This window comes from uncultured Capnocytophaga sp. (genome assembly GCF_937936315.1).
Taxonomy (GTDB): Bacteria; Bacteroidota; Bacteroidia; order Flavobacteriales; family Flavobacteriaceae; genus Capnocytophaga.
Window position 1 is genome coordinate 17,827 of sequence record NZ_CALGWU010000040.1, and the last position, 26,764, is coordinate 44,590.

Genomic DNA, 26,764 nt, shown 5'->3' on the forward strand with positions numbered 1-26,764 from the left:
GCCAAAAATTAGAATTGTTGTCCAAAAATGAAATGAGTTTGCCAACCACTGCGGTTTGTACTATTGGCAGGATTATCAAATCCATAACCAAAATCAATACCTAACATACCAAATTGTGGCATAAAGAGTCTCAACCCTAAACCTGCTGAACGCTTGAGTTGGAAAGGATTGAAGTTTGACAATCCATCGTGTACATTTCCTCCTTCGGCGAATGCCAAAGCATAGATAGAAGCCATAGGTTTGAGTGTGATAGGGTAACGCAACTCTAATGAGAATTTGTTGAATACAGTTTCTCCACTATCTGAAGAAAGTCCGTAGTTCTCATAACCGCGCATTTGTATGTTTTCACGACCATCCATACTATAGTAGCCTAAACCATCGCCTCCCATAAAGAAACGTTCGAAAGGTACTATACCACGATTGTTGTTATAAGCTCCGAGATAACCAAAGTCGGCTCCAAATTTCAATACAAACTTGCTGTACAAATTAGTATACCAAGCCGAAGTGAATTTGAATTTATAGAATTCTAACCAGCGGAAGCGTTCTTGGTCTATAGAAGCTATTTTGTCGCTATCGTTATTCGCAATAGCTTGTGTACGATCCTCTAACAACTTAGCGTAATTCACTCCATTAAACAAAGAATAAGGAGGGGTAACCTTTGCGCTGATAGTAAAGCTACTACCCGTCATTGGATAGATAGGGTTAGGTCCGCTAGAATTACGTGATAGAGCAATAGTATAAGCAAAAGAGTTAGAGGAACCATCTTTGAAAGTAAAGAGTCCTAAGTTAGGGTAATCTTTCAAATCGTAGTGTTTATAGGTGAGTGTGTGAGCTATTTGGAAATAGTCGTCTGGAACTCTAAGACGTTTTGCTAATCCTAAGCTAAACTCAGTGATATATACACGACGGCTTTTATCTACATCATAACTTCTATAGCTATAACCAAATTGTTCAGTACGGCTAAATGATACTGAGAACTGCACTGGTTGTTTACCTCCCATCCAAGGTTCGGCAAATGAGAATCCATAAGTGCGATAGTATCTACTCACTTGCAAGCTGAGTGATAAACTTTGTCCGTCACCCATAGGTACAGGACGATAAGCTTTTCTATTGAATATATTTTTGATGGAGAAGTTGTTGAACGATAGAGCTACCGTTCCAATAAAAGAACCTCCTCCATAACCACCTTGTAATTGTACCTGACTTGAACCTGTTTCGGTAAGGTTATACTCTATATCTACTGTTCCTGCATTAGGATCGGCATTTTTGAAATCAGGATTGATATTTTGAGCATCAAATAGTTGTAATTGACCTAATTCACGCACAGTACGCACTACGGCATCTTTGCTATATAGGTAACCAGGGCGTGTACGCAATTCACGATAAATCACATAGTCGTTTGTTTTTTCGTTACCTTTTACTGTTATTTTATTGAAATAAGCAGGTTTCCCTTCTACAATGCGTATTTCAAAATTGATAGTATCGTTTACCACTGAAGTTTCTACAGGGTGTACTTGAGAGAAAAGGTAACCACTATTTTGGTATAAGTTGGTAATATCTTCAGCATCGGGTTTGGTATTATCCTGCACACGTTTTTTGAGTAACACTCCGTTATACACATCTCCTTTTTTGATACCTAAAATTTGATTGAGTACGCGGTCGTTGTAGACTGAGTTCCCCAAAAAGCGGATATCACCGAAATAATAACGTTTGCCCTCTTCTACTGCAATATTTAAACTTACATTACCATCTTTTTCTTTGATGAGAGAATCGCTTACTACACGAGCGTCGCGGTAACCTTTTTCTTTATAGAAATCAATCAGATTTGTAAGATCTTCCTCATAGTTCTTTTTCACATACTTAGAACGTTTCCAAAAGCGGCCAAACTGTATTTGTTTGGTTTTTTTGAGTTTTTTACGCAACTTAGCTGAAGTGAACTGCTGATTGCCCTCAAAAACGATTTTATCTACTTTTACTTTACTACCTTTATCAATATGGATAAGCATATCCACTCCGTTCGCATCAGTAGTATCTACCTTAGTATCAATAGTTACTTTAGTATTTAGGTAACCATCTTTTCGATATTTATTGGTGATATAGTTTCTAGTATTAGCAATCAAACTTTCATTTACTTTAGCACCTTTTTTAATATCTGCATCTTTGAGGAGAGTTTCACCTTTTTTCTGTCCAATACCTGATACTTTTACATTTACAAGAGAAGGAGTTTCTTTAATAGCTAATTCTAAAAATACTGTATCGCCCTCTACCCTTTTGATATAGATATTGATATCGCTAAACAACTTATAACTCCATAATTTATGGATAATTGCACTGAACTTCTCACTAGGGATTTCAATTACATCTCCAACCTTCAAACCAGAAGTAGTGAGGATTGTTTGTTCGTTATAACGCTTGGCACCAGTAACTTCAATGCCACCTATGGTGTATTTTTTTCCTTGTCCTAATGATATTCTTTCTTCTTGTGCATTCACAAGGCTTACCAAAGCCAAAAAGGCGAGTAATATAATTTTTTTCAGCATAGTTTTACGTAAGTTGTTCGCTTGTTTTTCCAAATCGTCTTTCTCTATTTTGATAATTGAGGAGTGCATCCTCTAAATGTTTTTTTGTAAAATCTGGCCATAGTACCTCAGCAAAATAGAGTTCGGCATAGGCTATTTGCCATAACAAAAAGTTACTAATACGATATTCTCCACTAGTGCGGATGAGCAAATCTACATCGGGCAAATTATTAGTGTACAAATGTTGTTGTAGTGTTTGCTCGGTGATAGCATCGGCAGTTAATTCGCCGTCTTTTACCTTAGTAGCAATCTGTTTTACAGCGGTGAGCAATTCCTCTCTCGACCCATAACTAAGGGCTAAAGTGAGGGTAACTCCAGTGTTGTGTTTTAGTTTATCAATAGTAGCTAGCAGTGTTTCACGAGCTTTGGGTGGAAAGCGGCCTAAATTGCCTATAATATTCAATTTTACATTGTTTTTCAGCAAACTATCCCCCTCTTTTTTTAAGAACTTCACTAATAATTCCATCAAGGCTTTTACTTCTAAAGCAGGACGGTTCCAGTTTTCAGTAGAAAAGGCATACAAGGTGAGATACGGAATTTGATGTTCTACACAATATTCGACTACCTGCCTTACGGTTTGTACACCTTTTTCATGACCAAAAGCTCTGAGCAAACCTTGTTTTTTTGCCCAGCGCCCATTGCCATCCATTATAATAGCCAAGTGTTTCGGGTATTTGGTTATTTCCATTGAATTATTATTTTCTACAGTAACAAGGCCATTCTCCAAAAGTATAGGTAAGGGACAGTCCTGAAAGGGTGTACCAATCATAACTTCTACCTATATTTCCAAACACGAAGGGGCGGTTTTTAGGAGCCGTACCATCTAAATTATTTGTAAAGGTAAAGTGAAACATCACTTCAGCTGCTAATACTAATCGATTTGTAATCTTAGTTTTCACACCAAAAGCTACTGGGATTGCAAAGTCGAAATCTCGTCGAGAAGTATCAATAGCTTCTGCAGGTGTAGGGTAAGCAGGGTCAAAATACAAATCATCATGCCAAAATCCTGTAATACCTCCAAAAATATAAGGAGTAATAGGGCGATCGAGCAAATTTTTGATTTTGTAATTAAAAAAATGCCATTCAACTCCTACAGTCATATCGGTAACATCGGTATGAAAAGAGAATTGACGATTGCGTTTTCCTGGTATATCCGATTGGGCATCGTTACCACTAAGAGCAGTTTTAGTTATCTGCACGCGAGCAGACATACGTTCATGGAAGTTCCATTTAAACAGTCCTCCAAAAGCAAATTCATTAGGGTACACATAGTGAGTACGACCAATATCAGCAATGGGGTTACTTCCTCCTAGGAAGCCCCCTAATTCATATTGCTGAGCTGAGGCGAATTGCGCCATCAATAATACTATGAGTACGATGTGTATTTTTTTGTACATATATACTATTCTATGCAAGGCGCAAATATAAGTGTTTTATATGACATAACACTCATTATTTGCCATTTTTTATTTTATTTAACACTTTTATTTTTTCAGAAAAAACACCTATATGATTGATTAAAAAAAACATACGCTATAAACTACTCTTTTTATAAAAAAAACACGTTATAAAAAAACTCTACCAAGATTGTGCCAAAACAGCAAGATTGACATATAAAAATAACTTTGCCAAAGGTCATAGCGTTATAAGCAATAGCTTTGGCAAAGTTTTATTAGTTATTAATAATTTATTTTATGCGTGAATAGCACGATTTTCAGTAGCTGCTAAGGCGGCTTCTTTTACAGCTTCGGTAAAAGTAGGATGTGCATGACAAATGCGAGCAATATCCTCAGCGCTAGCATGAAACTCCATAGCTGTAACAGCTTCAGCTATCATATCGGCTGCACGAGCTCCAATGATATGCACTCCTAACACTTGGTCAGTTTGAGTATCAGCTAAAATTTTGACAAAACCATCGGTATCCATACTGGCACGAGCACGCCCCAAAGCACGAAAAGCAAACTGACCTACTTTATAAGTAACTCCATCGGCTTTGAGCTGTTCTTCAGATTTTCCTACTGAGGCAACTTCAGGCCACGTATAAACCACCCCTGGTATGAGATTATAGTCGATATGAGGTTTTTGTCCGGCGAGTTGTTCCACTACCAATACCCCCTCTTCTTCAGCTTTATGAGCGAGCATAGCCCCTCGTACCACATCGCCTATAGCATAGATATTAGGCACATTAGTTTGCAAGTGATCGTTTACTACTACCCTACCCCGTTCGTCTTTTTGTACGCCAGCAGCTTCAAGATTAAGCCCACGAGTATAAGGAAGACGACCGACGGCTACCAAGCAGTAATCACCTTCTAAACTAATAGTTTCCCCTTTAGGAGAGATTGCTTTTACAGTTACTATATTACCGTCGCGAGTAACTTCGGTTACTTTATGGCTTGTATAGATGTTAAAACCTTGTTTTTTAAGCACTTTAGTGAGTTCACGCCCTAAACCTCTATCCATTGTAGGGATAATACTATCGGTGTATTCGACTACTGATACTTTAGCCCCAAGGCGGCTGTACACTTGTCCTAATTCCAAACCTATCACCCCACCCCCTATTACGATAAGGTGTTTAGGTACTTCTTTAAGTTTGAGAGCTTCGGTAGAGGTAATCACACGTTCTTTATCAAGTTTGATAAAAGGCAAAGTTGCGGGTTTAGAGCCTGTAGCGATAATAGCATATTTTGTTGTTATAGTTTCGGAAGTTCCATCTGAAGCTGTTATTTTTAGTTCAGTAGGTGATTCAAAACTACCAACTCCTGTAAAAACATCAACTTTATTTTTTTCCATCAAAAATTTCACTCCTGCGCAGGTCTGTTCTACTACAGTTGCCTTGCGAGCTATCATTTTCTCTAAGCTAAATTTTACCTCTCCAGCAATTTCGATACCGTGAGCCTCAAGATGTTGTGTTACTTCCTCGTAATGATGAGAGGAATCGAGTAGGGCTTTAGATGGAATACAACCTACATTGAGGCAAGTACCTCCCAAAGTATTGTACTTTTCTATAAGGGCAGTTTTGAAGCCCAATTGTCCAGCGCGAATAGCAGCCACATAGCCTCCTGGACCTGAACCAATAATTACAATGTCGTACATTTTCATAATAGTTACTATTTAATTGTCAATCTGTTTTTTATAATTCTATTTGATATTGCAACACAAAAGTACCCAATCGAGTACTCACTTTTTTATCAGTAGTACTGAAAATAGGGCGGTTCTCATAAGCTAAAGAGAGTTTGCTTTTTTGTCCTTTGAAATAGGTATTTACCCCTACAGAATAAATATTCACATTGCTATTTAGGGCTTTATAGTTTGCAAAGCGCCAACTTGCATTAGGTTGCACACGGATATCAGAGTTTTCCCATTTGGGGAGCAGATATCCAAATTGCAAAAACAAACTGCTACCTGTACCTACCGCAGGAGTATCATTACCTTTTCCATTAAGAGAAGTTCCCCCTCCAAAAATACTGTTGGCTCCTACAAATCTTATATAATCATTTCCTAAATAGATATTATTGAAGCCCACATATGCTGTAATAGCATCATTGCGTTCGGAAATAGGGGTGTCTATAAAGAAATCAACAGCTAAATTGAAGTAATCACGATAAGAAGTAGTTGTAGTATTGGTAAAAGTTCTCACTTTAGCTTGATATTCATATCCTAATCCTAGGTTCATAATATGTTTGTTTCCTATGTAAGTACCAGTACCTCCGCTGGTGGGGAGAAGACCACTTTCGTTGTCCCAAAATTCATATTTTAGGTAAGCCGAAGTAAAGGGTTGAGGATGCCCTTTGCTGTAATTGAGAGAAGATGGAGGTGTTGTTGAATTTTGTAAAGCGATAAAATAGTCGATTTTCCCTAACTGTCCTTTAGCATAAAGGCCTATTCTACGCCCCATATCATCGAGGTGATTGAGGGTGTTGAGGTAATAAACAGAAGGGTCGAGGGTGAGCATAGAAGCATTAGAAAATCCATTAGAATAACGTCCAGCTCCACGGAAAGTAGTTTTAGCTACTCCAATACTCAATTTTTCGCTAAAAGTATACTGACCTAACGCATCAAGCAGACGGAAATCACTACTTCTAAGAGAATTTTGATTTAAGTTGTTGTTCCCCATCAAAATATAGAACAACCACTTCTTTTCTACTTGAGCATAAGTACCTAAACGATAACGACGTACTGAAAGATCGAAGACATTGTTCACAGCTTCTCCATTCACTGTCGTACTAGGATTAGTCTCTGTATAGCGTGCCCAAAACTGAGCACGTGCAATACCTTGAATGAAAGTATTGCCTTCATCGTCAAAATTATGGCGTAACAATTGAGCAGAAGCAGGAATTGCTGTCCATAAAGCTACTAAAAACAGTATTTTTTTCATTTTTGGTTGTATTCAATAAAAATTACTATAGACCCCGCAAAGATATAACTTTTTTCTTATTTATCACGTTCTATTTGCAATTATTTCTTATTTTTGCGCTCTAAATAGATTTTATCCTTCATTAAATGAATTATATAGAATACACTTTTACCATTGCCCCTATGGGGGTTGCTTCTGAAATATTAGTAGCTGAACTGGCTGAAGTAGGCTTTGAGAGCTTTGTAGATACTGAAACCGGTTTGCAGGCTTATATACAAGAACCTCTTTGGAATGCTGACATACTCTCTGACATACAGATACTTCGCAGTGAAGAGTTTCAAATCACCTACACACATCAAACTATTGAACAAGTGAATTGGAATGAGGAATGGGAAAAACACTTCGAGCCTATCACTGTAGACAAGCAATGTACTGTGCGAGCCACTTTTCACCCTGAAGCCCATACCCCTTATGAGATTGTGATTGACCCCAAAATGAGTTTCGGCACTGGTCATCACGAAACTACTTATATGATGTTGCAATTTCTTTTAAAGGAAGAACTCAAAGGCGAAAAAGTGCTTGATATGGGTTGTGGCACGAGCGTACTTGCTATTATGGCAGCCAAACGCGGTGCTACTGAGGTACTCGCCATTGATGTAGATGAATGGTGTGTAGAGAACTCCATAGAAAACGTAGAGCGCAATAGTTGTAAACACATAAAAGTACAGCTAGGAGATGCTTCTTCACTAGCTAATGAAAAAGACTTCGACCTTATTATTGCGAATATCAACCGCAATATTCTATTAAATGATATACCGCTCTATGTACCAGCTCTCAAAGCAGGAGGTACCCTCTTGCTCAGTGGTTTTTACAAGGAAGATATCCCGCTTATCCGTGAAAAAGCGGAAGTATACAGTTTGCAATACATCGAGCACTTAGAGCACAACAACTGGGTAGCAGTGAAATTCAAAAAACAAGCCTAATGAGTACTTTTGCCGATAGAGTTATCAACTTCAACACACATTTGGCATACAACGATGCCCTGCCTAAGGGTTTTGATGTGCTCAATCCTTATATGGATAACCCTGAAACTATGGAGGTAATGCGTGCTTTTTATCACAAATTCTACAACGATAACCGCCAGCGGAAATTCATTATAGGTATCAATCCCAGTAGGCACGGAGCAGGGGTTACAGGGGTTCCTTTTACTGATACCAAGCGATTGGAAAGCGAGTGTGGTATTGTGATGAAATCGGCACATACCCACGAAGTATCATCGGTTTTTATGTATGATATGATAAAAGCATACGGTGGCGTTACTAAGTTCTACAATGATTTTTATATCAATTCACCTTTCCCTTTGGCTATTGTGCGAAAAGCTAAAGATGGCAAGTGGCTCAATGCTAATTATTACGATGATGAGGCGCTTTTTAAATCAGTAAAGGAGTATATGATAGAAACTTTAAAAAAACATATCGCCTTAGGTGTAGACACTCAGAAGGTATTCATTTTAGGCAAAAAGAACGCTACTTTCTTAGAAAAGTTGAATAAAGAGACTGCTTTATTTGGAGAAATGGTAGTATTGGAACACCCTCGCTTTATTCAGCAGTATAAATCAAAAGAGAAAGAGCTGTATATCGATAAGTTTTTAACGAGTTTTGAAATATAGACAATGAAACAATACGATGTTTTGGTAATAGGTAGTGGGCTTTCGGGGCTCTTTTCGGCTTTGCTCTTGGCAAAAGCAGGAAAAAGCGTGTGTGTATTGGAGAAAAATGAGCAGTATGGAGGTAACCTACAAACTTTTGTGCGCAATAATACGCTATTTGATACAGGAGTGCATTACATAGGAAGTTTTGCTGAAGGTCAGGTGTTATACGAGTATTTTAAAGATGTAGGTATTGCCAATCATCTTTCGGTAGAACGCCTTGATATAAATGGCTACGATCGTATTTGTTTTGGAGATACACCTAACATGATGTATCCTCACGCTCAGGGGTATGAGAACTTCGTGCAACAACTCCTCGCCTACTTCCCCAATGAAAAGAAAGCCTTAGAAGCGTACGCCCACACAATGCAATCTATTTGCGATAAGTTTCCTCTCTACCGTCATAAACAAGCCGTAGCCGATTACGATGTGCATACACTTTCTTTAAAACTCTTAGACTTCCTCAATGGTATTACTACCAATGACCGACTCAAAGCGGTGCTCTTAGGCTCTAACTTTCTCTATGGAGGCATTGATGAGCAGATACCTCTGTATGTGCACGCACTATCGGTCAACTCATATATAGAAAGCGCTTGGCGACTCACACAAGGAGGAAGCCAAATCACCCACTTACTCATTGAGAAACTACGTCAATATGGTGCTGACCTTTTCAACCAAACGGAGGTTATAGGCTTTGAATATAGTGAAGGGCATACTATCAACACAGTACTCACCAAACAAGGAGAGCAGTTTACTGCAAAACAAATCATCTCGGCTATAGATGTAAAGCAACTGCTCAACATCACAGGCAAAACGCCTTTTAAGCCTTCTTTTTACAAACGCGTGCAGGGCTTACAACCTACGGTTGCTGCCTTTTCATTGCATTTGGTACTCAAACCAAATGCTTTTCGCTACTTGCCCTATAATGTGTATTGGTTTAAGGATAACAATAGCGTTTATCACGCTACTAATTACGCTACTAACGACTTCCCAACTTCGTATATGCTCTCTATGAATCCACCCAAGGACGGCAGGGAATATACTGATAATATTACTATCCTCACCTATATGAATGCCAATGAATTGCATCGCTGGCAAGATAGTTTTACTACCAATACCGAGGGTAACCCAAGAGGCAACCAATATGAAGTTTTCAAGCAACAACGTGCTATGGATTTATTAGATGCAGTTGCTCAACAATTTCCTACACTCAAAAGTGCTATTGCACATTACTACACCTCTACGCCACTCACTTACCGCGATTATATAGGAAACCCTACGGGAGCATTGTACGGCTACAAAAAAAACGCTAACCATATAATGGAAAGCGTTTTTATGCCACAAACTCACATCAAGAATTTGTATGTTACAGGGCAGAGTGTTGCAATGCACGGATTAGTAGGAGTTACTATCAGTGCGGTGCTCACCTACCAAATTTTGATGCGGTCTTCAGTTTTTTTATAGAGTTTATCACCTTCTTTTACATCAAAGGCTTTATACCAAGCATCTACATTCACAAGTGGACCAAATGAACGGAAATATCCAGGACTGTGAGGGTCGGTTTTTACTTGGTTTGTAAGGTATTTATCAGTAGAAAGCGTACGCCATACAGTAGCCCAAGAGATAAAGAAACGTTGATCTTGAGTAAAATTGCTTATTTTATCTACATTACCTTTGTCTTTTAAGTACATTTGCAAAGCATCAAAAGCGATGTTCACCCCACCAAGGTCGGCTATGTTTTCACCACTAGTGAATGTACCATTTACAAATACTCCTTTTACAGGTTCGTATTGGTCGTATTGTTTAGCAAGGGCTTGGGTAGCATTCTCAAAGTTCTTTTTATCTTCAGCAGTCCACCAGTTTTGCAAGTTACCATCACCGTCAAATTCAGCACCACTATCGTCAAATCCGTGTGTCATTTCGTGACCTATTACAGCACCAATACCACCGAAGTTCACCGCAGGGTCGGCTTCGAAATTGAAGAAAGGAGGTTGCAGGATAGCCGCAGGGAACACGATTTCATTATACAATGGATTGTAATACGCATTGACTGTTTGAGGTGACATACCCCATTTGGTTTTATCTACAGGTTTGCCTACTTTTTCTAAACTCTTTTGGTAAGCCCATTCATTCACACGTTGCAAATTAGTGTAATATACACTTTTAGCAGCTGGTTCAATGGTCAATTTAGAGTAGTCTTCCCATTTATCAGGGTAACCTACTTTCACTGTAAATTTATTCAGTTTAGCCAAAGCCTTTTCCTTAGTAGCATCTGACATCCAAGTTACATCTTTGATATGCTGTGCAAAGCTCTTTTTGAGATAGTCTACCAAAGTAACCATTTCTTCTTTAGCTTTAGGTGGAAAATACTTTTCTACATACAATTTACCAAAGGCTTCACCCAAAATACCATTGATCACACTTAGCGCGCGTTTGTTCATTGGGCGTTGTTCTTGTTGCCCTTGTAACTCTTTGCTATAGAAGTTAAAAGAAAGCTCATCAAGTTCTTTGGTAAGGTTGCTAGCATTATCGGCTACTAATTGGTATTTAAGGTAATCTTTGATAAGAGGCAAGTTCTTTTCGTTGATAAACTTATCATATTGTTTATACAAACGAATTTCAGAAATAACCACTTTATCAGTATTTACGCCTACGTTTTTAAGAAGTTGAGGCAAGTTTATATTCTTCACTAACTTGCTAAGTTCAGCCATTGTTTGAGGGTTGTAGCTAAGGTTAGGATTACGGTCTTCCTCATTGGTGAGCATTAGTTTGGCTATAGAGCGCTCAAAATCTACCATTTGTTTAGCTTTTTCGGCAGCTTTGTCGTCTTTTAGCACTTTGAAGATAGCCATTACATAATCTTGATACTTTTGTAAAGCCTCAGTATTTTCCTTATTGTCTTTTTGGTAGTAATCGCGCCCCATACCGATGCTAAAATTACCGAGATAAACGGTATTCATATTAGAATCTTTCATATCGGCATATACCCCCCAAGCACAAATAGGATTTTCACCCTCAGGAGTTACCTCTTCTAGATATTTTTGAAGGTCAACAAGAGTTTTGATATTATCAATTTTAGTAAGAAGTCCCTCAATAGGTTTAAGCCCTTCGGCATCGCGTTTTTTCCAATCAATAAACGATTCGTAGAGATCTTTTATCTTTTGACCTTCGGTACCTTGAGCAAAGTTTTCTTTAAGGAGGTTATCTAAGATAAGCAAGCAATTCTCATCGGTTTTCTCACGGAGGATATGGAAAGAGCCCCACGTAGGTTTATCGGCTGGTATTTTGGCAGTTTTAGCCCAAGTACCGTTTACATAATTGTAGAAATCATCTTGCGGACGCACCGTAGTGTCCATTTCAGCAAGGGAAAGCCCCTTGTCAGCATTTTTGTCTGTCATTGCATTTTCTGATTTTTTGTTATTTCCGCCACAAGCAACGATGAGTGCTGCCGACGAAAACAACAGTGCGGTTTTTACTGTTTTTCTCATCATCTTGTATAATGTTTTTGTTTAATGAAGGCAAAGGTAGAAAATAATTGACAATTAACAATAAAGAACAGAAAAAATCGATATAAAAAACTTTGCCAAAGTTTCAATTTTGGCAAAGTTTATCACTCGTAATTTATAATTTGTAACTCGTAATTAAAAAAATGCTGCTTTTACTTTTTCAACGAAATCTAATTTTTCCCAAGTAAAGAGCTCTACTTCTATCGTTTTTGTTTTGTGATAAGGCGATGAGAATACTTTGGTTACAACCTCAGGAGTACGCCCCATATGTCCGTAAGAAGCTGTCTCGCTGTAGATAGGATTGCGCAATTTTAGGCGTTGTTCTATATCATACGGACGCAATGGGAAGATTTCTTGTATTTTTTTAGCTATTTCACCATCAGTGAGGTTCACTTTGGCAGTACCATAAGTATTTACATACACACCTGTAGGCTCAGCTACCCCTATGGCATAACTCACTTGTACCAATATTTCATCGGCAACACCTGCTGCTACTAAGTTTTTAGCGATGTGACGCATAGCATACGCCGCACTGCGGTCTACCTTGCTCGGGTCTTTACCAGAGAATGCTCCCCCACCGTGTGCTCCTTTACCACCGTAAGTATCTACAATAATTTTGCGACCAGTAAGCCCTGTATCGCCGTGAGGACCTCCAATCACAAAAATACCTGTAGGGTTGATGTGATAAATAATTTTATCGTCAAAGAAAGGTGCGTACTGAGGATACTTTTTAATCACACGCGGAATGAGAATTTTCACGATATCCTCTTTAATTTTTTGAAGCATTTTCTTTTCAGTATCAAAGTCGTCGTGTTGGGTTGAAATCACAATCGTGTTCACACGCACCGGCTTGTTGTCATCGCTATACTCAAGAGTTACCTGACTTTTAGCATCGGGACGCAAATAGGTAATCTCCTTGTTTTCACGGCGTAATGCTGCCAATTCTCTCAACAAAGCGTGTGAAAGGTCTAAAGCGAGTGGCATATAATTTTCGGTTTCGTTCACCGCATAGCCAAACATCATTCCTTGGTCGCCAGCACCTTGTTCTTCAGGTTTTCCGCGGTCTACTCCTTGATTGATATCAGGTGATTGTTCGTGAATAGCCGAAAGTACCCCACACGATTTGGCTTCAAACATATAGTCGCTTTTGGTATAGCCAATTTTCTCAATCACGTTGCGCGCGATTTGTTGTACATCGATGTAAGTGTTTGATTTTACTTCGCCAGCCAATATAACCTGACCGGTAGTTACTAATGTCTCGCAAGCCACTTTAGAGTGGGGGTCGAAAGCGAGGAAGTTGTCAATAAGTGCATCGCTAATTTGGTCAGCGATTTTGTCTGGATGTCCTTCTGAAACGGACTCAGAGGTAAATAAATATCCCATTGATAATTATGATTTAGCAGGGGACGCCATTGTAAAGAAGAACTGTTTTAGCATTTTTTGGGGAACACCCCAAGAGGTTGCAATCAGTACAAATTTGTCCTCTTTGTTATTAATTGGCGGCAAAGTTACGAATATTTTATCAATTAACAAATTTTGGAAGTTAGTGGTTTGTTTTTTATAAACGTTGGGAAATTAGTTATTTTTTATAATTTATTTCAAAGAGAGTTTTTTAGAAATTAAAAAAGTATCTTAAAAAGTCTTAGAGGAGTTGGAATTATTATTTTTTATGTATTGTTGATTGTAATAATTTACATCCTACATATTTTTTGAAATTGGGGTGTGCATTTCTATAGAAACAATCCCAATAACTAGCAATACGGCTTTCTATACGCTTTTGGTAGAGAGGGTTTTTACGAAAGAAGACCTTTAATTTATCACGAGTGTTATTAGGAAGTTCGCGGTGAAGCACTTCTAATATTTCTATCACATAATCACCAATAAGTTTGGCTATAAAGGGCAAGGCAAAATCTTCTTTTACTGTTAACAATTTCCTTAGGTAAAATTCTCTTAAATGACCATTACAATGACACAAATATAAGCAATTAAGCATTTGTTCTTGAACCAAAGTCAGGTTTTGGGTGTTGAATTCTCCAAAATAGATTCTTTGAGGTAACTCTAAAACTTCCCCATTGAAGCAAACGACTTCCATTCCTATAGTTTTGAAGCTATTAGGGTCATTTTGCTGTAGAAAATCTGCAATTTTATCAGCATCTTTGTGTAAATAAGAAGGGAAGGCTTTTTGTATCATTATTTGTCTTATTTTTGTAAAGGAGAGGTATCATAACCCAATGATTGCAAAAAAAGTAAACCATTTAAAGGAGCTGTTTTGTTACTACCTGTCCAACCTTGTGTTTCTGCCCAATCAATAAGTTTGGGGATGTATTTAGGTTCATTAAGGTTAATATTATCCTCAGTTTGTGTATTTTTATTCAACAAATTGATGTTCCCATTGAGGGGTTGCCCCATAAACTCATCTTCAATGGTAATAAAATCAATACACAAGGGCATATTTTTCTCTCCACTTAAGAAAATACGCACAGAAAGTAATGAGGCATTATCTCCTTTAGTGTTGTAAGCAGTATTTACACGATATAAATACTCTTGACTTTTATGAACTAATTTGCGTAATTTCTGTTTCATAATTATTTTTATTTAACGCCTTTTTCATCAGCCCATTTGTGATATTTTTTAGCTTCTTGAGAGTGTTGCAAAAAGGTGCGTGAGAACTTGTGATAACCAAAATTTTCGGTATCGGCAGCAAAGAAGAAATAATCGTGTTGTTCGGGATCGAGTACTGCCTCGATAGACGAAATATCGGGCATAGAGATGAGACCTATAGGCAAACCGTAATTTTTATAAGTATTATAAGGATTTTCTAAACTTGTATGCAATCCTGTAACGCGTTTAACTACAAGAGTATAGTCATTTAAATGGTTTTTATAGCCAAAAATAGCAGTAGGGTCGGCTTGCAACATCATATTGCTATGCAAGCGGTTGAGGTAAACTCCGGCAATGCGTGGGCGCTCATCAACTTTAGCAGTTTCTTTTTGTACGATAGAAGCCAATATACTGACTCCTATAGGTGTAAGGTCTTGCTTTTGGGCTTGCGTTTTGCGTTCAGGCGTCCAAAAACGTTCATACTCTTTGAGCATGCGGTCGCGAAAGTCTTCGGCTGAGGTATTCCAATAAAACTCATAGGTATTAGGGATGTACATAGCCAATGCAGTAGCATCGGTGAAGCCGTTTTCTTTGAGGAAGTTAGGGTTTAAGAAAGCACGCATTAGAGTAGCGCTATCGGGTTCTATTTGAGCCGCAATGCGTCCAGCAAAATCTTCTAATCGCTCCTGATTGTTGAATTTGAGTTTTACAGGAGTATTGCGATTGCGGAGTGTGCGCACAATATCTATATTGGTAGCCCCTTTTTTGATGATGTATTTACCTGCTTTTACTTTATCAGCATAGCCCATACGTTTGGCTACTTGAGTAAAAGAGGTAGGGTCTTTCAGTAGCGGACTCATCACGTGTAATACCTCGCTAAAATCAGCTCCTGTAGGGATATATACTATTTCTTCTTTGGTTTGAAAGGCTGTATTGCCTACCAATACAGCGCGATAAATAAAGAAGCCTACTACGGCTACAGCGGCTATAACCGCTCCTATAATCCATTTTTTCATAGTTGTTTTATTTTAAAATTTCCATTCTATGGTTTTGTCTTCTTTTTCTCGAAATTCCTTTTCTTTAGCAATCTCATTTTGTAGATGCTTAGTATACCGACCGAAGTTCAACAAGGTTTCTAAACTAAGTGCTCTGTAAGTTTGTTTGATTTCTGAAATAGTCATTGGTTTCTATCTTTTAAACAACTGATACCCCCATTTCGGGATGAGATAAACGCCTATGAGACAGGTTACCATTACGGGTGAATAGGAATGGGTGAAATAGCTTATTAAGATATGCCATACCAAGAAGAAAGTCAATCCTGCAAGGTATAAGCCAAGAGCAATACGTGTTACTTTTTCGCTCTTTCGACATAAAAAAGCAATAAGAACTACGACTGCTATTTGTCCTATAGAAGCCCACACAAAATATTCAGGGTGTTCATTAGCTAAATGAGCATTCTCAGCAATTCTGGGGAGTTGCAACCATTGGGGTATCTTATCTACAAAGTCGATATACCATTGCCAGAATGAAATACTCTCTTCTACTTGATGCAAAGCGTGTAGTCCCATTATAGGTAACCATAAATGTATGTATCTATTGGTTTGCATTTTGCAAATCTTTTATCTGATGGCAAAGATACTAAAAAAAAGAAAAACCGAAAACTTTATACTATAAAAGTACCAAATCTTCGGTTTAAAAAATATTATGAATACAAAAATTCTATAACATACGTCTATTCTTGACGTGGTTTTTGGTTATTATTGTGTCCTTTAGGGCGGTCGTTACGAGGTTTGCCGTTGTAAGGTTTATCCGATTTTGGACGGTCTTCTCTCGCTGGACGGTCAGGGCGCTCTTCGCGTGGTGGACGTGGCAACAAGGCTTTGCGTGATACTCTTGTTTTCTTGGTTTTAGGATCGATACCAAGATATTTCACTTCTATGATATCACCTTCTTTAAGAGCATCTTCTATTTTCTCTATTCTATCCCAAGATACTTCTGAGATATGGAGCAATGAATCTTTACCAGGAACAAATTCTACAAAAGCACCGAACTCTACCAAGCGCACTACTTTTACAGTGTAAGTTTCGCCTTCTACAGGTTCAAATTTTACTGCGTTTACTGCCTCAATAGCTTCTTGGATACCAGCTTCATCAGTACCTAAGATTTCTACGATACCCAATTCGCCCACTTCTTCCACCACAATGGTAGTATTGGTGCGTGCTTGCAAGTCTTGAATATTCTTACCACCTGTACCGATGAATGCTCCGATGTACTCTTTAGGCATATCCATCTTAACGATTTTAGGAGCGTGAGGTTTCACAGTTGGGTTAGGTTGAGCAATCGTATCGGTGATTTTACCCAAAATGTGCATACGTCCTTCGCGGGCTTGGTTCAAAGCTTTTTCGAGTATTTCGTAAGAAAGACCTTTAATTTTGATGTCCATTTGGCAAGCGGTAATACCATCGGCTGTACCGGTTACTTTGAAGTCCATATCACCTAAGTGGTCTTCATCACCTAAGATATCAGAAAGTACTGCATAACGTTCGCCATCGGTGATGAGCCCCATAGCTATACCAGAAACAGGTTTTACCATTTGTACCCCTGCATCCATCAAGGCTAAAGTACCTGCGCACACAGTTGCCATTGAAGATGAACCGTTAGATTCCAAGATTTCAGAAACTACACGAACGGTATAAGGGCAATCCTCAGGAATCATACGTTTGAGGGCGCGTTGTGCTAAGTTACCGTGACCTATCTCACGACGTGATGTTCCGCGTAACGGACGAGCTTCACCAGTAGAGAAAGGAGGAAAGTTGTAATGCAAGTAGAAACGTTCTTCACCTTGTTCTGAAGGTAAATCAATCACGTTTGCTTCGCGTGAAGTTCCCAAGGTAACAGTAGTAAGTGATTGGGTTTCACCACGTGTAAAGATAGAAGAACCGTGAGCAGATGGCAAGTAGCCTACTTCGCACCAGATAGGACGTATTTGGGTAGTATTACGACCATCTAAACGGATATTTTCGTTTAAGATAAGGTTACGAACAGCTTCTTTTTCAGCATCTCCAAAATAACGAGTGATGATAGGAGTAAGTTCTTCTAATTCTTCTTCGGTAAAGAGTGCTAAACACTCTTCTTTTACGGCAGCAAATTTCTCACCGCGTTCTTGTTTAGTAGTGTTTTCTTTGGCTATAGCATAACATTTATTGTAAGCAAAATCATATACTTTTGCTTTTACTTCTTCATTTTCTACTTCAGGTTCGTAGCTGCGTTTTTCAGTTTTACCTACTTTTTCAGCCAAACGTAACTGTGCTTCGATATGAGATTTGATAGCTTCGTGTGCAAATTTGATAGCTTCAGCCATATCTTTTTCGCTCACTTCGTCCATTTCACCTTCTACCATTGCTACGAAGTCTTTAGAAGCACCTACCATAATATCAATATCAGAGGCTTCTAATTGTTCACGGCTTGGGTTTACAATAAACTGACCGTTTACACGACCTACGCGCACTTCGGAAATAGGACCATCAAACGGAATGTCAGACACTGCCAAACAAGCGGAAGCAGCAAGACCTGCTAAAGCATCAGGCATTACATTCTCATCGTGAGAGATAAGCTGAATCATCACTTGTGTTTCAGCGTGATAATCTTTAGGGAATAGAGGGCGCAATACGCGGTCTACCAAGCGCATTGTCAAGATTTCTTGATCGCTAGGACGAGCTTCGCGTTTGAAGAAGCCCCCAGGGAAACGACCTGCTGCTGCAAACTTCTCACGATAGTCTACAGTAAGAGGTAAAAAGTCAGTTTCAGGATTAATTTCTTTTGCAGATACTACAGTAGCCAATAGCATTGCATTTCCCATTTGCACCACAACAGCACCGTCGGCTTGTTTAGCCAACTTGCCAGTTTCGATAGTGATGGTACGACCATCACCTAATTCGATGATTTCTTTTTTTACTTCTGGAATCATTGTGAATTGTTAATTGTAAATTAATAAATTTTTTATTAGTTGTGTTGTGGGCTTTAGGGTTTTTAACCAATGAAAAACTGCTGTAATAAACAAAAGGAGGCACAAAGCCTCCTTAGTATTGCTTATTTTCTGATGTTTAGTTCTTTGATAATCGCACGGTATCTCTCGATATCGTTGTTTTTCAAATAATCGAGCAAACTTCTGCGTTTACCTACCAATTTCACCAATGAACGCTCGGTATTGAAATCTTTGCGATTTACTTTCAAGTGTTCTGTAAGGTGATTGATTCTAAGGGTAAAAAGAGCGATTTGCCCTTCTGCTGAACCAGTGTTGGTTTCTGAACCTGCGTACTTTTTAAAAATTTCCGCTTTTACTTCTTTAGTTAAATACATTCCAATATTAATTTAATGATTATTATGTACAAATTTTTTCGGGCGCAAAGGTAGTAAAAATTTTCTAACTACCAAAGAAATAGCACTTATTTTTATTTTTTATTCACTTACATCTTCTAAGTGGACGAGTTCTACACCTGCTTTTTCGAGGAAAGTTAAGCCCTCGTTGTCGCGATAGCCTTCCTTATACACCACGCGTTTGATACCCGATTGATAGATGAGTTTGCTACATTCTTTGCAAGGCGACATTGTGATGTAGAGTGTAGCTCCTTCCGATGATTGGGTAGATGAGGCAACTTTCATTATCGCATTGGCTTCGGCGTGCAATACATACCAATGAGTATTGTCTTCCTCATCTTCACAACAGTTGTCAAAACCAGTAGGCGTACCATTGTAACCGTCAGAAATAATCATACGGTCTTTTACCATTATAGCACCTACTTGCTTGCGTTGTGAATAGGAAAGTTTAGCCCATTCCATTGCCATACGCATATAGGCTTTGTCATACCGCAATTGCTTTGCGCGCTGCTGTTTCGTCATCTTGTAATTGTTTTTTAAGGAGGTCGATAGTAGCAAATTTCTGTTCTTCACGTAGGTATTGTACAAACTCAATGGTGAGTTTTTGGTCGTAAAGGTCGCCGTTGAAGTCAAAGAAATACACCTCAATAGAAGCTCCTTTTCCTTCGACAGTAGGGTTCTTGCCAATGCTCATCATTCCATATACTTTACGACCGCCAATGTGGCTATATACGGCATATACGCCATCTTTGGGAATGAGTTTATAGTCTTCGGTTACTTGTATATTAGCCGTAGGGTAGCCTAAGGTGCGCCCTAATTTAAGTCCGTGTACTACCCTGCCTGTGAGGCTATAAGGAGTCCCGAGATAATGTTCGGCAGTGGTAACGTCGCCTTTGTTCAATGCCTCTCTGATTTTGGTGGAACTCACCGATACTTCATCTACTTCTTGCACCGATATTTCTTCTACAGCAAATCCATACTTTTTACCAAATAAACGCATATCGTCTATATTAGCAGTACGATTGCGTCCAAAACGGTGGTCGTAACCGATAATCACTTTTTTCACATTGAGACGTTGCACCAAAATAGTACTTACAAACTCTTCGGCAGTAAGTTGAGCAAAAGCCTCATTAAAAGGTTGCACGACGAGCAAATCGACCCCTAATTGCTGGAGTAGTTGCTTTTTCTCTTCCAAAGTGTGAATGAGTTTTAAGCCTTTGTCGTGTTGCACTACCATTCGCGGATGCGGAAAAAAAGTGAATACAGTAGCCAAAAGCCCCTCTTGACGTGCAGTGGTTACTACTCTTTCAACAATTTTTTGATGTCCTAAATGCACACCATCAAATGTGCCTATGGTGAGCACCGTAGGCTGCTGGGTTGTAAAAGTAGTAATATCGGTTATTTCTCTCACTTGTTGTAGAACTTGTTGTAAATGTCTATATATTTTTCTTTAATCACGCGTCGTTTGAGTTTGAGGGTAGGGGTGAGGTGACCACCATCTATTGTCCATTCATCGGGGGTGAAATCAAAAAGTTTTACTTGTTCCCACTTGCCGAGATGACTATTTACTTTTTCAACTTCTTTAGCAATACGGTCGTGAACCGCCTGATTTTGTATGATTTCTTCGTTGGTTTTACCTAATTGTACTTTGTGACGGCGCGCCCATTCTTTTACAAATGGGAAATTGAGCTGAATAATAGCAGCAGGCATTTTTTCACCTTCGCCTACTACCATCGCATTCTCAATAAAGCGAGAGAGTTTCAATTGGTTTTCAATCAGCTGAGGCGATACGTACTTACCGCCTGAAGTTTTGAAGATTTCCTTTTTGCGGTCGGTGATTTTAAGGAAGCCATCGGCATCGAGTTCGCCTATGTCGCCTGTGTGGAAGAAACCATCGGTGATGTTTTGAGCTGTTTGCTCGGGGTCTTTATAGTAGCCCAACATTACATTCTCGCCTTTCACGAGTATTTCACCATCTTCGGCGATTTTTACTTCTATATTCACAATAGGTTTTCCTACAGTTCCTATTTTCCAAAATCTACCCGATTCGCGGTTTACTGCAATAACGGGAGCGGTTTCGGTAAGACCATAACCTTCCATAATTTTCAGCCCTGCGGCAGAGAACACCTTAGCCAAACGCGGTGAGAGAGCAGCGCTCCCTGAGACAATCATCTGTATACGCCCGCCTAAGGCTTCGCGCCATTTACTAAAGATGAGTTTGCGCGCTAATTTTAGTTTGAATTGATACCAAGCGCCATTGGCTCCATAAGGTTCATACTTGAAGCCCAATTCCAGAGCCCAAAAGAAGAGTTTGCGTTTAATGCCTTTGAGTTCAGCACCTTTTGCGAAGATTTTGTCGTAAATCTTCTCTATAAGTCGGGGTACAACTGTAATGATATGCGGTTTTACTTCGCGTAAGTTATCACTGATTTTATCGAGAGATTCAGCAAAATAAACACTTAGACAATCGTACTGATACAAATAGGTGAGCATACGCTCAAACACGTGGCACACAGGCAAAAAGCTGAGTGCTGTAGAGCCTTCGCTAATAGGCAAACGGTCTTGGCAGTTCAGTATGTTAGAGATGATATTCCAGTGAGAGAGCATTACCCCTTTTGGGCGGCTGGTAGTGCCCGAAGTATAAATGATAGTCGCCAAATCGTCTTTCTGTATGCTATCTTTGCGTGCTTCGACTTCTGCTTGATTGCTCTCATCGGCACCTAAATCGAGGATTTCTTGCCAATGGTGAGCATAAGGTACATCGTTGAAGGTAAAAATAGTTTTTAGATGAGGCAATTTATCTTGGATAGAAGAGATTTTCTCCCATAGTTCTTTATCGGAGACAACACAGTATTTACATTCCGAATGGTTGAGGATATACTCGAAATCCTCTAAGTTGATAGTGGGATAAATAGGTACATTCTGTGCGCCTACTTGCAGGATGCCGATATCGAGCACGTGCCATTCGGTGCGATTTGTACTTGAAATGATAGCTATTTTATCATTTTTTTCAATACCTAAGCGCAATAAGCCACGGCTTACTGTATTCGCTTTTTTGATATATTCAGTAGTAGTGGTTTTTGCCCACTCGCCGTTGTATTTGGTAGCAAAAGCGACCTCTAAAGGATGTTTAGATAGTTGATAGTAAGGTATATCGAATAAACGATTTACGGTATTCATTGTTCTTTTTTATTTTTGGTTATGCTAGCAAAAGTAATATTTTTCTGTTAAATAACAAATAAAACAATGGGGCAACTTACATACTTATGCAAATTAGCCCATTTCTATGTTCAAAATTAATTAAACTCTTACACTTTCAGGGACTAACACCGTGTAATCACCGTGATTGCGAATAACATCGCGCACAATAGATGATGATATAAACGAAGTGCGTGCTGCCGTAAGTAAAAAGACAGTTTCTATTTGAGATAATTTGCGGTTTGTATGTGCAATAGCTTTTTCGAACTCAAAGTCGGCTGGGTTGCGCAAACCTCTAAGGATGAACTGAGCATCAATTTCTTTACAGAAGTCTACCGTAAGCCCTTGATAGGTAGTAACTTTTACTTTGGGTTCATCGGCAAAGGCTTGTTCGATAAACTCTTTGCGTTGTTCTACCGTAAACATATAGTTCTTGTCACCATTAACACCTATGGCAACCACAATTTCATCGAATAGGTCTAAAGCGCGTTTGATAATATCGTAATGACCTAAGGTAATGGGGTCAAACGACCCTGGAAATAAAGCTCTTTTCAATGATTAACAATTAAGTATTAATGTTTCAGTACTCGTTCTATTTCGCTTTCGAATAGTTCTTCAAGGCTGATGCCTGCTACTTTAGCTTGTTGAGGCAATAAACTTGCTTCTGAAAGCCCTGGTGTAGTATTCATTTCGAGCAAATAAGGTGTATCACCTACGATGATGAACTCACTTCGGCTGAAGCCTTCCATTTTTAACAATCGGTATACACGTTCTGCCAAAGCGTTGATTTTAGCAGTCATTTCGGCAGAAAGACGCGCAGGAGTAATTTCTTGCGACTTACCGTTATATTTGGCATCATAATCGAAGAAATCGTTTTCGGATACTATTTCAGTCATTGGAAGGACTTTTATTTTTCCGCGATAGTTGATTACCCCGATAGAGATTTCAGTACCTTTTAAGAAACTTTCGATGAGGATTTCGTCGTCTACTTCAAATGCTTTGTCTATATACATAGGCAGTTGAGCCTCTTCATATACTTTATATACTCCAAAACTACTCCCTGATTTATTAGCCTTCACAAAGCAAGGTAAGCCTACTTTGGCTACAATATCAGCTGTATTGTAGTCTTCACCTTTGTTGAGATAGTAAGAAGGGGCTGAAAGAATGCCAAATGGTTTGAGTACTGATAGCATATCACGTTTGTTGAATGTAAGAGCCGAAGCATACATACTACATCCTGTGAGCGGTAAGCCAATCAAATTGAAATAGGCTTGCAAATAGCCATCTTCACCTGGAGTGCCGTGAATGGCATTGAAAACAGCATCGAAAGTAATTTTACGTCCGTTTACTGTTACCGAGAAGTCGTTTTTATCAATAGGATGTTCGTTGTTTTGAGCATCTACATACACCCATTTATCGCGGTCGATACGAACGAGGTAAGGTACATATTTATTTTGGTTGAGGTTTTTGGCTACTACTGCAGCACTTTTTAAAGAAACGGGAGCTTCATCAGAGTAACCTCCCATTATGATTGCTATATTTTTTTTCATTTTTTCAATAGTATTACTTCTGACGGAAATACACATCAATAGGTACCCCATTAAAATCAAAGTTCTCACGGAGTTTATTTTCTATAAAACGTCGGTAAGGGTCTCTTACATACTGTGGCAAATTCGCAAAGAAAGCAAACTGTGGCATAGGGGTAGGCAACTGGGTGCAGAATTTTATCTTGATGTATTTTCCTTTGATCGCAGGGGGTGGATAGTTCTCAATAATAGGTAACATTACCTCATTGAGTTTGCGAGTAGGGATACGCTTAGTGCGGTTGTTATACACTGCTACTGCAGTTTCTATCGCTTTGTAGATGCGTTGCTTATTCAATGCCGATACAAACAAGATAGGCACATCGGTGAAAGGTTCTATTTCTTTGCGGATAACTGCTTCGTACTCTTTAGCGGTATTGTTTTCCTTCTCTACCAAATCCCATTTATTAACCAATATTACTATGCCTTTGCGATTGCGTTGCGCCAACCAGAAGATATTAGCATCTTGGCTTTCAAAACCTCGCGTAGCATCAAGCATCAAAATACACACATCGGAGTGTTCTATAGCGCGAATAGAACGCATCACTGAGTAGAACTCCAAATCCTCTTTTACTTTAGATTTACGGCGGATTCCAGCTGTATCTACTAGATTGAACTCAAATCCAAAACGGTTATATTTCGTATCGATAGCATCGCGTGTGGTGCCTGCTATATCGGTAACAATATAGCGGTCTTCACCTATAAGGGCGTTGATAAAGGAGGATTTACCCGCATTAGGTCTTCCTACTACAGCAAAGCGCGGTAAGGTGTTTTCTTCTTGTGGTTCTTTTACGGGTAAGAGTGCTACCAAATCGTCAAGCAATTCTCCTGTTCCACTACCATTTACGCTTGATAGGGCATAGAGATGTTCAAAGCCTAAGGCATAAAACTCGTGCATATCGTTGCGACGGTTGTTGCTATCTACTTTGTTTACCGCTACCAATATTGGTTTATGGCATTTGCGCAACATCTCGGCTACAGCTTCGTCCATACTAGTAAGCCCTTCTTCTACGTTTACCATAAAGATAATCGCATCGGCTTCGTCTATGGCTAAGGCGACTTGTTTGTTGATTTCTTTCTCGAAAGAATCATCACCTCCAGCTAAGTAACCTCCTGTATCTATAACTGAAAAAGAAACCCCATTCCAGTCGGTTTTACCATAATGGCGGTCGCGTGTAACGCCACTCACGGCGTCCACGATAGCCTCACGGCGTTTTATCAAACGGTTGAAAAAAGTGGATTTACCTACATTGGGGCGTCCCACTACAGCTACTATAGCACTCATAATATACCTTCTTATTTTTTGCAAAGATAGAAAATAATTGACAAATGGCAATTATCTTCTTATAAACGCTGTTCTTTTTTGTACGGATTAGGGCGATAACCTTCCATTAATGCATCGTTTTCCATTATAAACGGAATGGCATTGGGTTGCTCCCATTCTACATCATAACGATTCATTAAGTAATCGCTAAGTTCTGCGCGATTGGCAAATTTTATCGCTTGATAAGGTTCTTGGAAAGCGAGTTTTTCGATGAAGAGTAGCTTGCCTTCAAAAGGTACTAATACCCCTACGTGTCCTACAAAGAGGGTGTTCTCCTCTGGGGTGATTTGGGAATGGAAGACTGCTGATATGAGCGATGCCTTAGTGGGGTCGTTTTTATAACGGAAATCTATACCGCGTTCTTTCCAAGCACTTTGCATTGTTTGTAAGTGAGTGTTTATATCTTTAGTATTAGTAGTGGGCACCTCAGTAAAAAGGGTGAAAAAGTTGTTTTCTTCCTCTGGGGTAAAAAACTTTTTAGGGGTATTGTGCAAAGACTCTCGGTCTATAAAAAGCACCTCATCTTCCTCTTTGCTAGCAAACTTTTTATCTGCAGGGAAAGTAATCAAATCACGCAAGAGGGTAAAAGAGGTTAGACGACAGTTATAGCCCTGAAAAATAGGGTATTTGGCTGTCCAAATATTTTGTATAGCAACCTCATCATACTTAGGTAGCAGGCTATCAATAGTTACAAATCCTTTGGGTACTAAGCCTGCTTTATCGCCTACGGTTTGGTTGAAGAGGGCTACACTCTCCAAAAAAGAGGCTACATTTTGCTCAGATATTCCGGCTGCTATAAGGGCTTTTTGCACTTCTTCTTGAGTAGCAGTGTCTACCAAATTAGAATAAGTGAGCGGAATGCTCGTTTTTTCTGTTGTTGCTTTCTTCTGCTCACAAGATATTGCTCCTAATGATAGAATTGTTATTAATATAAGTTTTTTCATATAATGTTATTTTATTGTTTTTTAATGTATATACTAAGCTTGTATGCCTCTCTCCTATAAGCGGAAACAAGAAATCTTCAAGGGTATGATGATAACGGAACCCACATTTTTCAAGTACTCGCTGTGAGGCAATATTTTCCTTGTATGCGACTGCCCATAACTGGGTAAGATGCAACTCATCAAAAGCATATTGCAGTACCCTTAGGGCTGCTTCAGTAACATAACCCTTACCCCAAAAGCCTTCTCCAAGCCAGTAGCCTATTTCGGCTTCATTTTCCCCTATAGGGAGATTGCTCTCTCCTTGTAAAAGCAAGCCTATGCTACCAATAGGTGTGTTATTGGGCAGACAAATAGTAAAACTATGAGGCTTGCTAAGCACAACCTCAATAATCTCTCGGCTCTCATCTACACTTTTGTGAGGGTTCCAGCCACACCGCTTGCCTATAATAGGATTGTGTGCTTGTGTGTATAAGGCTTCGGCATCGGTAATTTCTCAAGGGCGAAGCAAAAGATGTTTTGTGTGAAGTGTTTTCATAAGATTAGATATTATAAACACACTTTGCCAAAGGAGCGAGCCGCACGGGCAGATA

Annotated in this window: 25 protein-coding genes; 3 read left to right on the forward strand and 22 right to left on the reverse strand. The window is 39.1% G+C overall.

All coding sequences use genetic code 11. From position 1 onward, the window contains the following. Nucleotides 1-8: 8 nt before the first annotated feature. The 5 genes from Q0162_RS07070 to Q0162_RS07090 all read right to left on the reverse strand — a co-directional run bounded on the left by Q0162_RS07070 (nt 9) and on the right by Q0162_RS07090 (nt 6,954). Entirely contained in the window at nt 9-2,540 is a 2,532-nt protein-coding gene (locus tag Q0162_RS07070; protein WP_297890665.1) for a POTRA domain-containing protein, read from the reverse strand. A 4-nt stretch (nt 2,541-2,544) separates the two neighbouring features. Continuing rightward, nucleotides 2,545-3,267, reverse strand: coding sequence for an isoprenyl transferase (locus Q0162_RS07075; protein WP_297890666.1), 723 nt, complete (start codon nt 3,265-3,267; stop codon nt 2,545-2,547). A 7-nt stretch (nt 3,268-3,274) separates the two neighbouring features. After that, nucleotides 3,275-3,976 carry a DUF6089 family protein gene (locus Q0162_RS07080; RefSeq protein WP_297890667.1) on the reverse strand — a complete coding sequence of 234 codons (702 nt, stop codon included), beginning with the start codon at nt 3,974-3,976 and terminating at the stop codon, nt 3,275-3,277. A 295-nt stretch (nt 3,977-4,271) separates the two neighbouring features. Continuing rightward, nucleotides 4,272-5,678 (reverse strand): dihydrolipoyl dehydrogenase, encoded by a 1,407-nt coding sequence (gene lpdA / locus Q0162_RS07085; RefSeq protein ID WP_297890668.1) that lies wholly within the window; start codon nt 5,676-5,678, stop codon nt 4,272-4,274. 31 nt (nt 5,679-5,709) lie between these two features. Further along, the gene (locus Q0162_RS07090; protein ID WP_297890669.1) at nt 5,710-6,954 is read right to left on the reverse strand and encodes a hypothetical protein; all 1,245 of its coding nucleotides are present in this window, start codon (nt 6,952-6,954) and stop codon (nt 5,710-5,712) included. Nucleotides 6,955-7,079: 125 nt separating this feature from the next. Between Q0162_RS07090 and prmA the strand changes: the two genes are divergently transcribed. Genes prmA through Q0162_RS07105 form a run of 3 tightly spaced genes read left to right on the forward strand, consistent with a single transcriptional unit; the run spans nt 7,080 to nt 10,105 of the window. Then, on the forward strand, nt 7,080-7,916 hold the full coding sequence (prmA, locus tag Q0162_RS07095; protein WP_297890670.1) for a 50S ribosomal protein L11 methyltransferase: 837 nt from the start codon (nt 7,080-7,082) through the stop codon (nt 7,914-7,916). Beyond that, on the forward strand, nt 7,916-8,602 hold the full coding sequence (locus tag Q0162_RS07100; protein ID WP_297890671.1) for an SMUG2 DNA glycosylase family protein: 687 nt from the start codon (nt 7,916-7,918) through the stop codon (nt 8,600-8,602). Before prmA ends, Q0162_RS07100 begins: the two co-directional genes overlap by 1 nt. A gap of 3 nt (nt 8,603-8,605) precedes the next feature. Continuing rightward, a complete protein-coding gene (locus Q0162_RS07105; protein ID WP_297890672.1) occupies nt 8,606-10,105 on the forward strand; it encodes an NAD(P)/FAD-dependent oxidoreductase in 1,500 nt (499 codons plus the stop codon). On the opposite strand, the gene Q0162_RS07110 is transcribed toward Q0162_RS07105, so the two are convergent. The 17 genes from Q0162_RS07110 to Q0162_RS07190 all read right to left on the reverse strand — a co-directional run bounded on the left by Q0162_RS07110 (nt 10,069) and on the right by Q0162_RS07190 (nt 26,664). Then, on the reverse strand, nt 10,069-12,132 hold the full coding sequence (locus Q0162_RS07110) for a M13 family metallopeptidase (protein ID WP_297890673.1): 2,064 nt from the start codon (nt 12,130-12,132) through the stop codon (nt 10,069-10,071). The two genes, Q0162_RS07105 and Q0162_RS07110, sit on opposite strands and share 37 nt — an antisense overlap. Before the next feature lie 150 nt (nt 12,133-12,282). Further along, a complete protein-coding gene (gene metK / locus Q0162_RS07115) occupies nt 12,283-13,530 on the reverse strand; it encodes a methionine adenosyltransferase (RefSeq protein ID WP_009412826.1) in 1,248 nt (415 codons plus the stop codon). A gap of 277 nt (nt 13,531-13,807) precedes the next feature. Further along, a complete protein-coding gene (locus tag Q0162_RS07120; RefSeq protein ID WP_297890674.1) occupies nt 13,808-14,338 on the reverse strand; it encodes a hypothetical protein in 531 nt (176 codons plus the stop codon). 8 nt (nt 14,339-14,346) lie between these two features. After that, nucleotides 14,347-14,730: a hypothetical protein gene (locus Q0162_RS07125; protein WP_297890675.1), complete on the reverse strand. Its 384-nt coding sequence runs from the start codon at nt 14,728-14,730 to the stop codon at nt 14,347-14,349. 8 nt (nt 14,731-14,738) lie between these two features. Beyond that, a complete protein-coding gene (mltG, locus tag Q0162_RS07130) occupies nt 14,739-15,764 on the reverse strand; it encodes an endolytic transglycosylase MltG (RefSeq protein WP_297890676.1) in 1,026 nt (341 codons plus the stop codon). 12 nt (nt 15,765-15,776) lie between these two features. Further along, on the reverse strand, nt 15,777-15,929 hold the full coding sequence (locus Q0162_RS07135) for a hypothetical protein (protein ID WP_297890677.1): 153 nt from the start codon (nt 15,927-15,929) through the stop codon (nt 15,777-15,779). Nucleotides 15,930-15,935: 6 nt separating this feature from the next. Further along, a complete protein-coding gene (locus Q0162_RS07140) occupies nt 15,936-16,355 on the reverse strand; it encodes an HXXEE domain-containing protein (protein ID WP_297890679.1) in 420 nt (139 codons plus the stop codon). A 125-nt stretch (nt 16,356-16,480) separates the two neighbouring features. Next, on the reverse strand, nt 16,481-18,715 hold the full coding sequence (locus Q0162_RS07145) for a polyribonucleotide nucleotidyltransferase (protein ID WP_297890681.1): 2,235 nt from the start codon (nt 18,713-18,715) through the stop codon (nt 16,481-16,483). A gap of 122 nt (nt 18,716-18,837) precedes the next feature. After that, nucleotides 18,838-19,107, reverse strand: a complete 270-nt coding sequence (rpsO, locus tag Q0162_RS07150; RefSeq protein WP_002677173.1) for a 30S ribosomal protein S15 — start codon at nt 19,105-19,107, stop codon at nt 18,838-18,840. 99 nt (nt 19,108-19,206) lie between these two features. Continuing rightward, nucleotides 19,207-19,647, reverse strand: coding sequence for a dCMP deaminase family protein (locus Q0162_RS07155; protein WP_297890684.1), 441 nt, complete (start codon nt 19,645-19,647; stop codon nt 19,207-19,209). Continuing rightward, entirely contained in the window at nt 19,610-20,536 is a 927-nt protein-coding gene (locus Q0162_RS07160) for a bifunctional riboflavin kinase/FAD synthetase (RefSeq protein ID WP_297890685.1), read from the reverse strand. The genes Q0162_RS07155 and Q0162_RS07160 overlap by 38 nt, the downstream gene beginning before the upstream one ends. Continuing rightward, the gene (locus Q0162_RS07165; RefSeq protein ID WP_297890686.1) at nt 20,533-22,305 is read right to left on the reverse strand and encodes a long-chain fatty acid--CoA ligase; all 1,773 of its coding nucleotides are present in this window, start codon (nt 22,303-22,305) and stop codon (nt 20,533-20,535) included. Before Q0162_RS07165 ends, Q0162_RS07160 begins: the two co-directional genes overlap by 4 nt. Nucleotides 22,306-22,425: 120 nt before the next feature. Then, nucleotides 22,426-22,878 carry a pantetheine-phosphate adenylyltransferase gene (coaD, locus tag Q0162_RS07170; protein WP_096088828.1) on the reverse strand — a complete coding sequence of 151 codons (453 nt, stop codon included), beginning with the start codon at nt 22,876-22,878 and terminating at the stop codon, nt 22,426-22,428. Nucleotides 22,879-22,895: 17 nt separating this feature from the next. Next, nucleotides 22,896-23,873, reverse strand: a complete 978-nt coding sequence (locus Q0162_RS07175) for a D-alanine--D-alanine ligase (RefSeq protein WP_297890687.1) — start codon at nt 23,871-23,873, stop codon at nt 22,896-22,898. A 13-nt stretch (nt 23,874-23,886) separates the two neighbouring features. Beyond that, nucleotides 23,887-25,191 carry a ribosome biogenesis GTPase Der gene (der, locus tag Q0162_RS07180; protein ID WP_297890688.1) on the reverse strand — a complete coding sequence of 435 codons (1,305 nt, stop codon included), beginning with the start codon at nt 25,189-25,191 and terminating at the stop codon, nt 23,887-23,889. 59 nt (nt 25,192-25,250) lie between these two features. Next, nucleotides 25,251-26,174 carry a DUF4300 family protein gene (locus tag Q0162_RS07185; RefSeq protein ID WP_297890689.1) on the reverse strand — a complete coding sequence of 308 codons (924 nt, stop codon included), beginning with the start codon at nt 26,172-26,174 and terminating at the stop codon, nt 25,251-25,253. Continuing rightward, the gene (locus tag Q0162_RS07190) at nt 26,122-26,664 is read right to left on the reverse strand and encodes a GNAT family N-acetyltransferase (RefSeq protein ID WP_297890773.1); all 543 of its coding nucleotides are present in this window, start codon (nt 26,662-26,664) and stop codon (nt 26,122-26,124) included. The genes Q0162_RS07185 and Q0162_RS07190 overlap by 53 nt, the downstream gene beginning before the upstream one ends. Nucleotides 26,665-26,764: the final 100 nt, after the last annotated feature.

What these genes read in the sequence shown, in the direction of transcription:
- Q0162_RS07070 (WP_297890665.1), bottom strand. Translation starts at nt 2,540, where the DNA reads ATGCTGAAAAAAATTATATTACTCGCCTTTTTGGCTTTGGTAAGCCTT.
- Q0162_RS07075 (WP_297890666.1), bottom strand. Translation starts at nt 3,267, where the DNA reads ATGGAAATAACCAAATACCCGAAACACTTGGCTATTATAATGGATGGC.
- Q0162_RS07080 (WP_297890667.1), bottom strand. Translation starts at nt 3,976, where the DNA reads ATGTACAAAAAAATACACATCGTACTCATAGTATTATTGATGGCGCAA.
- lpdA (WP_297890668.1), bottom strand. Translation starts at nt 5,678, where the DNA reads ATGAAAATGTACGACATTGTAATTATTGGTTCAGGTCCAGGAGGCTAT.
- Q0162_RS07090 (WP_297890669.1), bottom strand. Translation starts at nt 6,954, where the DNA reads ATGAAAAAAATACTGTTTTTAGTAGCTTTATGGACAGCAATTCCTGCT.
- prmA (WP_297890670.1), top strand. Translation starts at nt 7,080, where the DNA reads ATGAATTATATAGAATACACTTTTACCATTGCCCCTATGGGGGTTGCT.
- Q0162_RS07100 (WP_297890671.1), top strand. Translation starts at nt 7,916, where the DNA reads ATGAGTACTTTTGCCGATAGAGTTATCAACTTCAACACACATTTGGCA.
- Q0162_RS07105 (WP_297890672.1), top strand. Translation starts at nt 8,606, where the DNA reads ATGAAACAATACGATGTTTTGGTAATAGGTAGTGGGCTTTCGGGGCTC.
- Q0162_RS07110 (WP_297890673.1), bottom strand. Translation starts at nt 12,132, where the DNA reads ATGATGAGAAAAACAGTAAAAACCGCACTGTTGTTTTCGTCGGCAGCA.
- metK (WP_009412826.1), bottom strand. Translation starts at nt 13,530, where the DNA reads ATGGGATATTTATTTACCTCTGAGTCCGTTTCAGAAGGACATCCAGAC.
- Q0162_RS07120 (WP_297890674.1), bottom strand. Translation starts at nt 14,338, where the DNA reads ATGATACAAAAAGCCTTCCCTTCTTATTTACACAAAGATGCTGATAAA.
- Q0162_RS07125 (WP_297890675.1), bottom strand. Translation starts at nt 14,730, where the DNA reads ATGAAACAGAAATTACGCAAATTAGTTCATAAAAGTCAAGAGTATTTA.
- mltG (WP_297890676.1), bottom strand. Translation starts at nt 15,764, where the DNA reads ATGAAAAAATGGATTATAGGAGCGGTTATAGCCGCTGTAGCCGTAGTA.
- Q0162_RS07135 (WP_297890677.1), bottom strand. Translation starts at nt 15,929, where the DNA reads ATGACTATTTCAGAAATCAAACAAACTTACAGAGCACTTAGTTTAGAA.
- Q0162_RS07140 (WP_297890679.1), bottom strand. Translation starts at nt 16,355, where the DNA reads ATGCAAACCAATAGATACATACATTTATGGTTACCTATAATGGGACTA.
- Q0162_RS07145 (WP_297890681.1), bottom strand. Translation starts at nt 18,715, where the DNA reads ATGATTCCAGAAGTAAAAAAAGAAATCATCGAATTAGGTGATGGTCGT.
- rpsO (WP_002677173.1), bottom strand. Translation starts at nt 19,107, where the DNA reads ATGTATTTAACTAAAGAAGTAAAAGCGGAAATTTTTAAAAAGTACGCA.
- Q0162_RS07155 (WP_297890684.1), bottom strand. Translation starts at nt 19,647, where the DNA reads ATGACGAAACAGCAGCGCGCAAAGCAATTGCGGTATGACAAAGCCTAT.
- Q0162_RS07165 (WP_297890686.1), bottom strand. Translation starts at nt 22,305, where the DNA reads ATGAATACCGTAAATCGTTTATTCGATATACCTTACTATCAACTATCT.
- Q0162_RS07175 (WP_297890687.1), bottom strand. Translation starts at nt 23,873, where the DNA reads ATGAAAAAAAATATAGCAATCATAATGGGAGGTTACTCTGATGAAGCT.
- der (WP_297890688.1), bottom strand. Translation starts at nt 25,191, where the DNA reads ATGAGTGCTATAGTAGCTGTAGTGGGACGCCCCAATGTAGGTAAATCC.
- Q0162_RS07185 (WP_297890689.1), bottom strand. Translation starts at nt 26,174, where the DNA reads ATGAAAAAACTTATATTAATAACAATTCTATCATTAGGAGCAATATCT.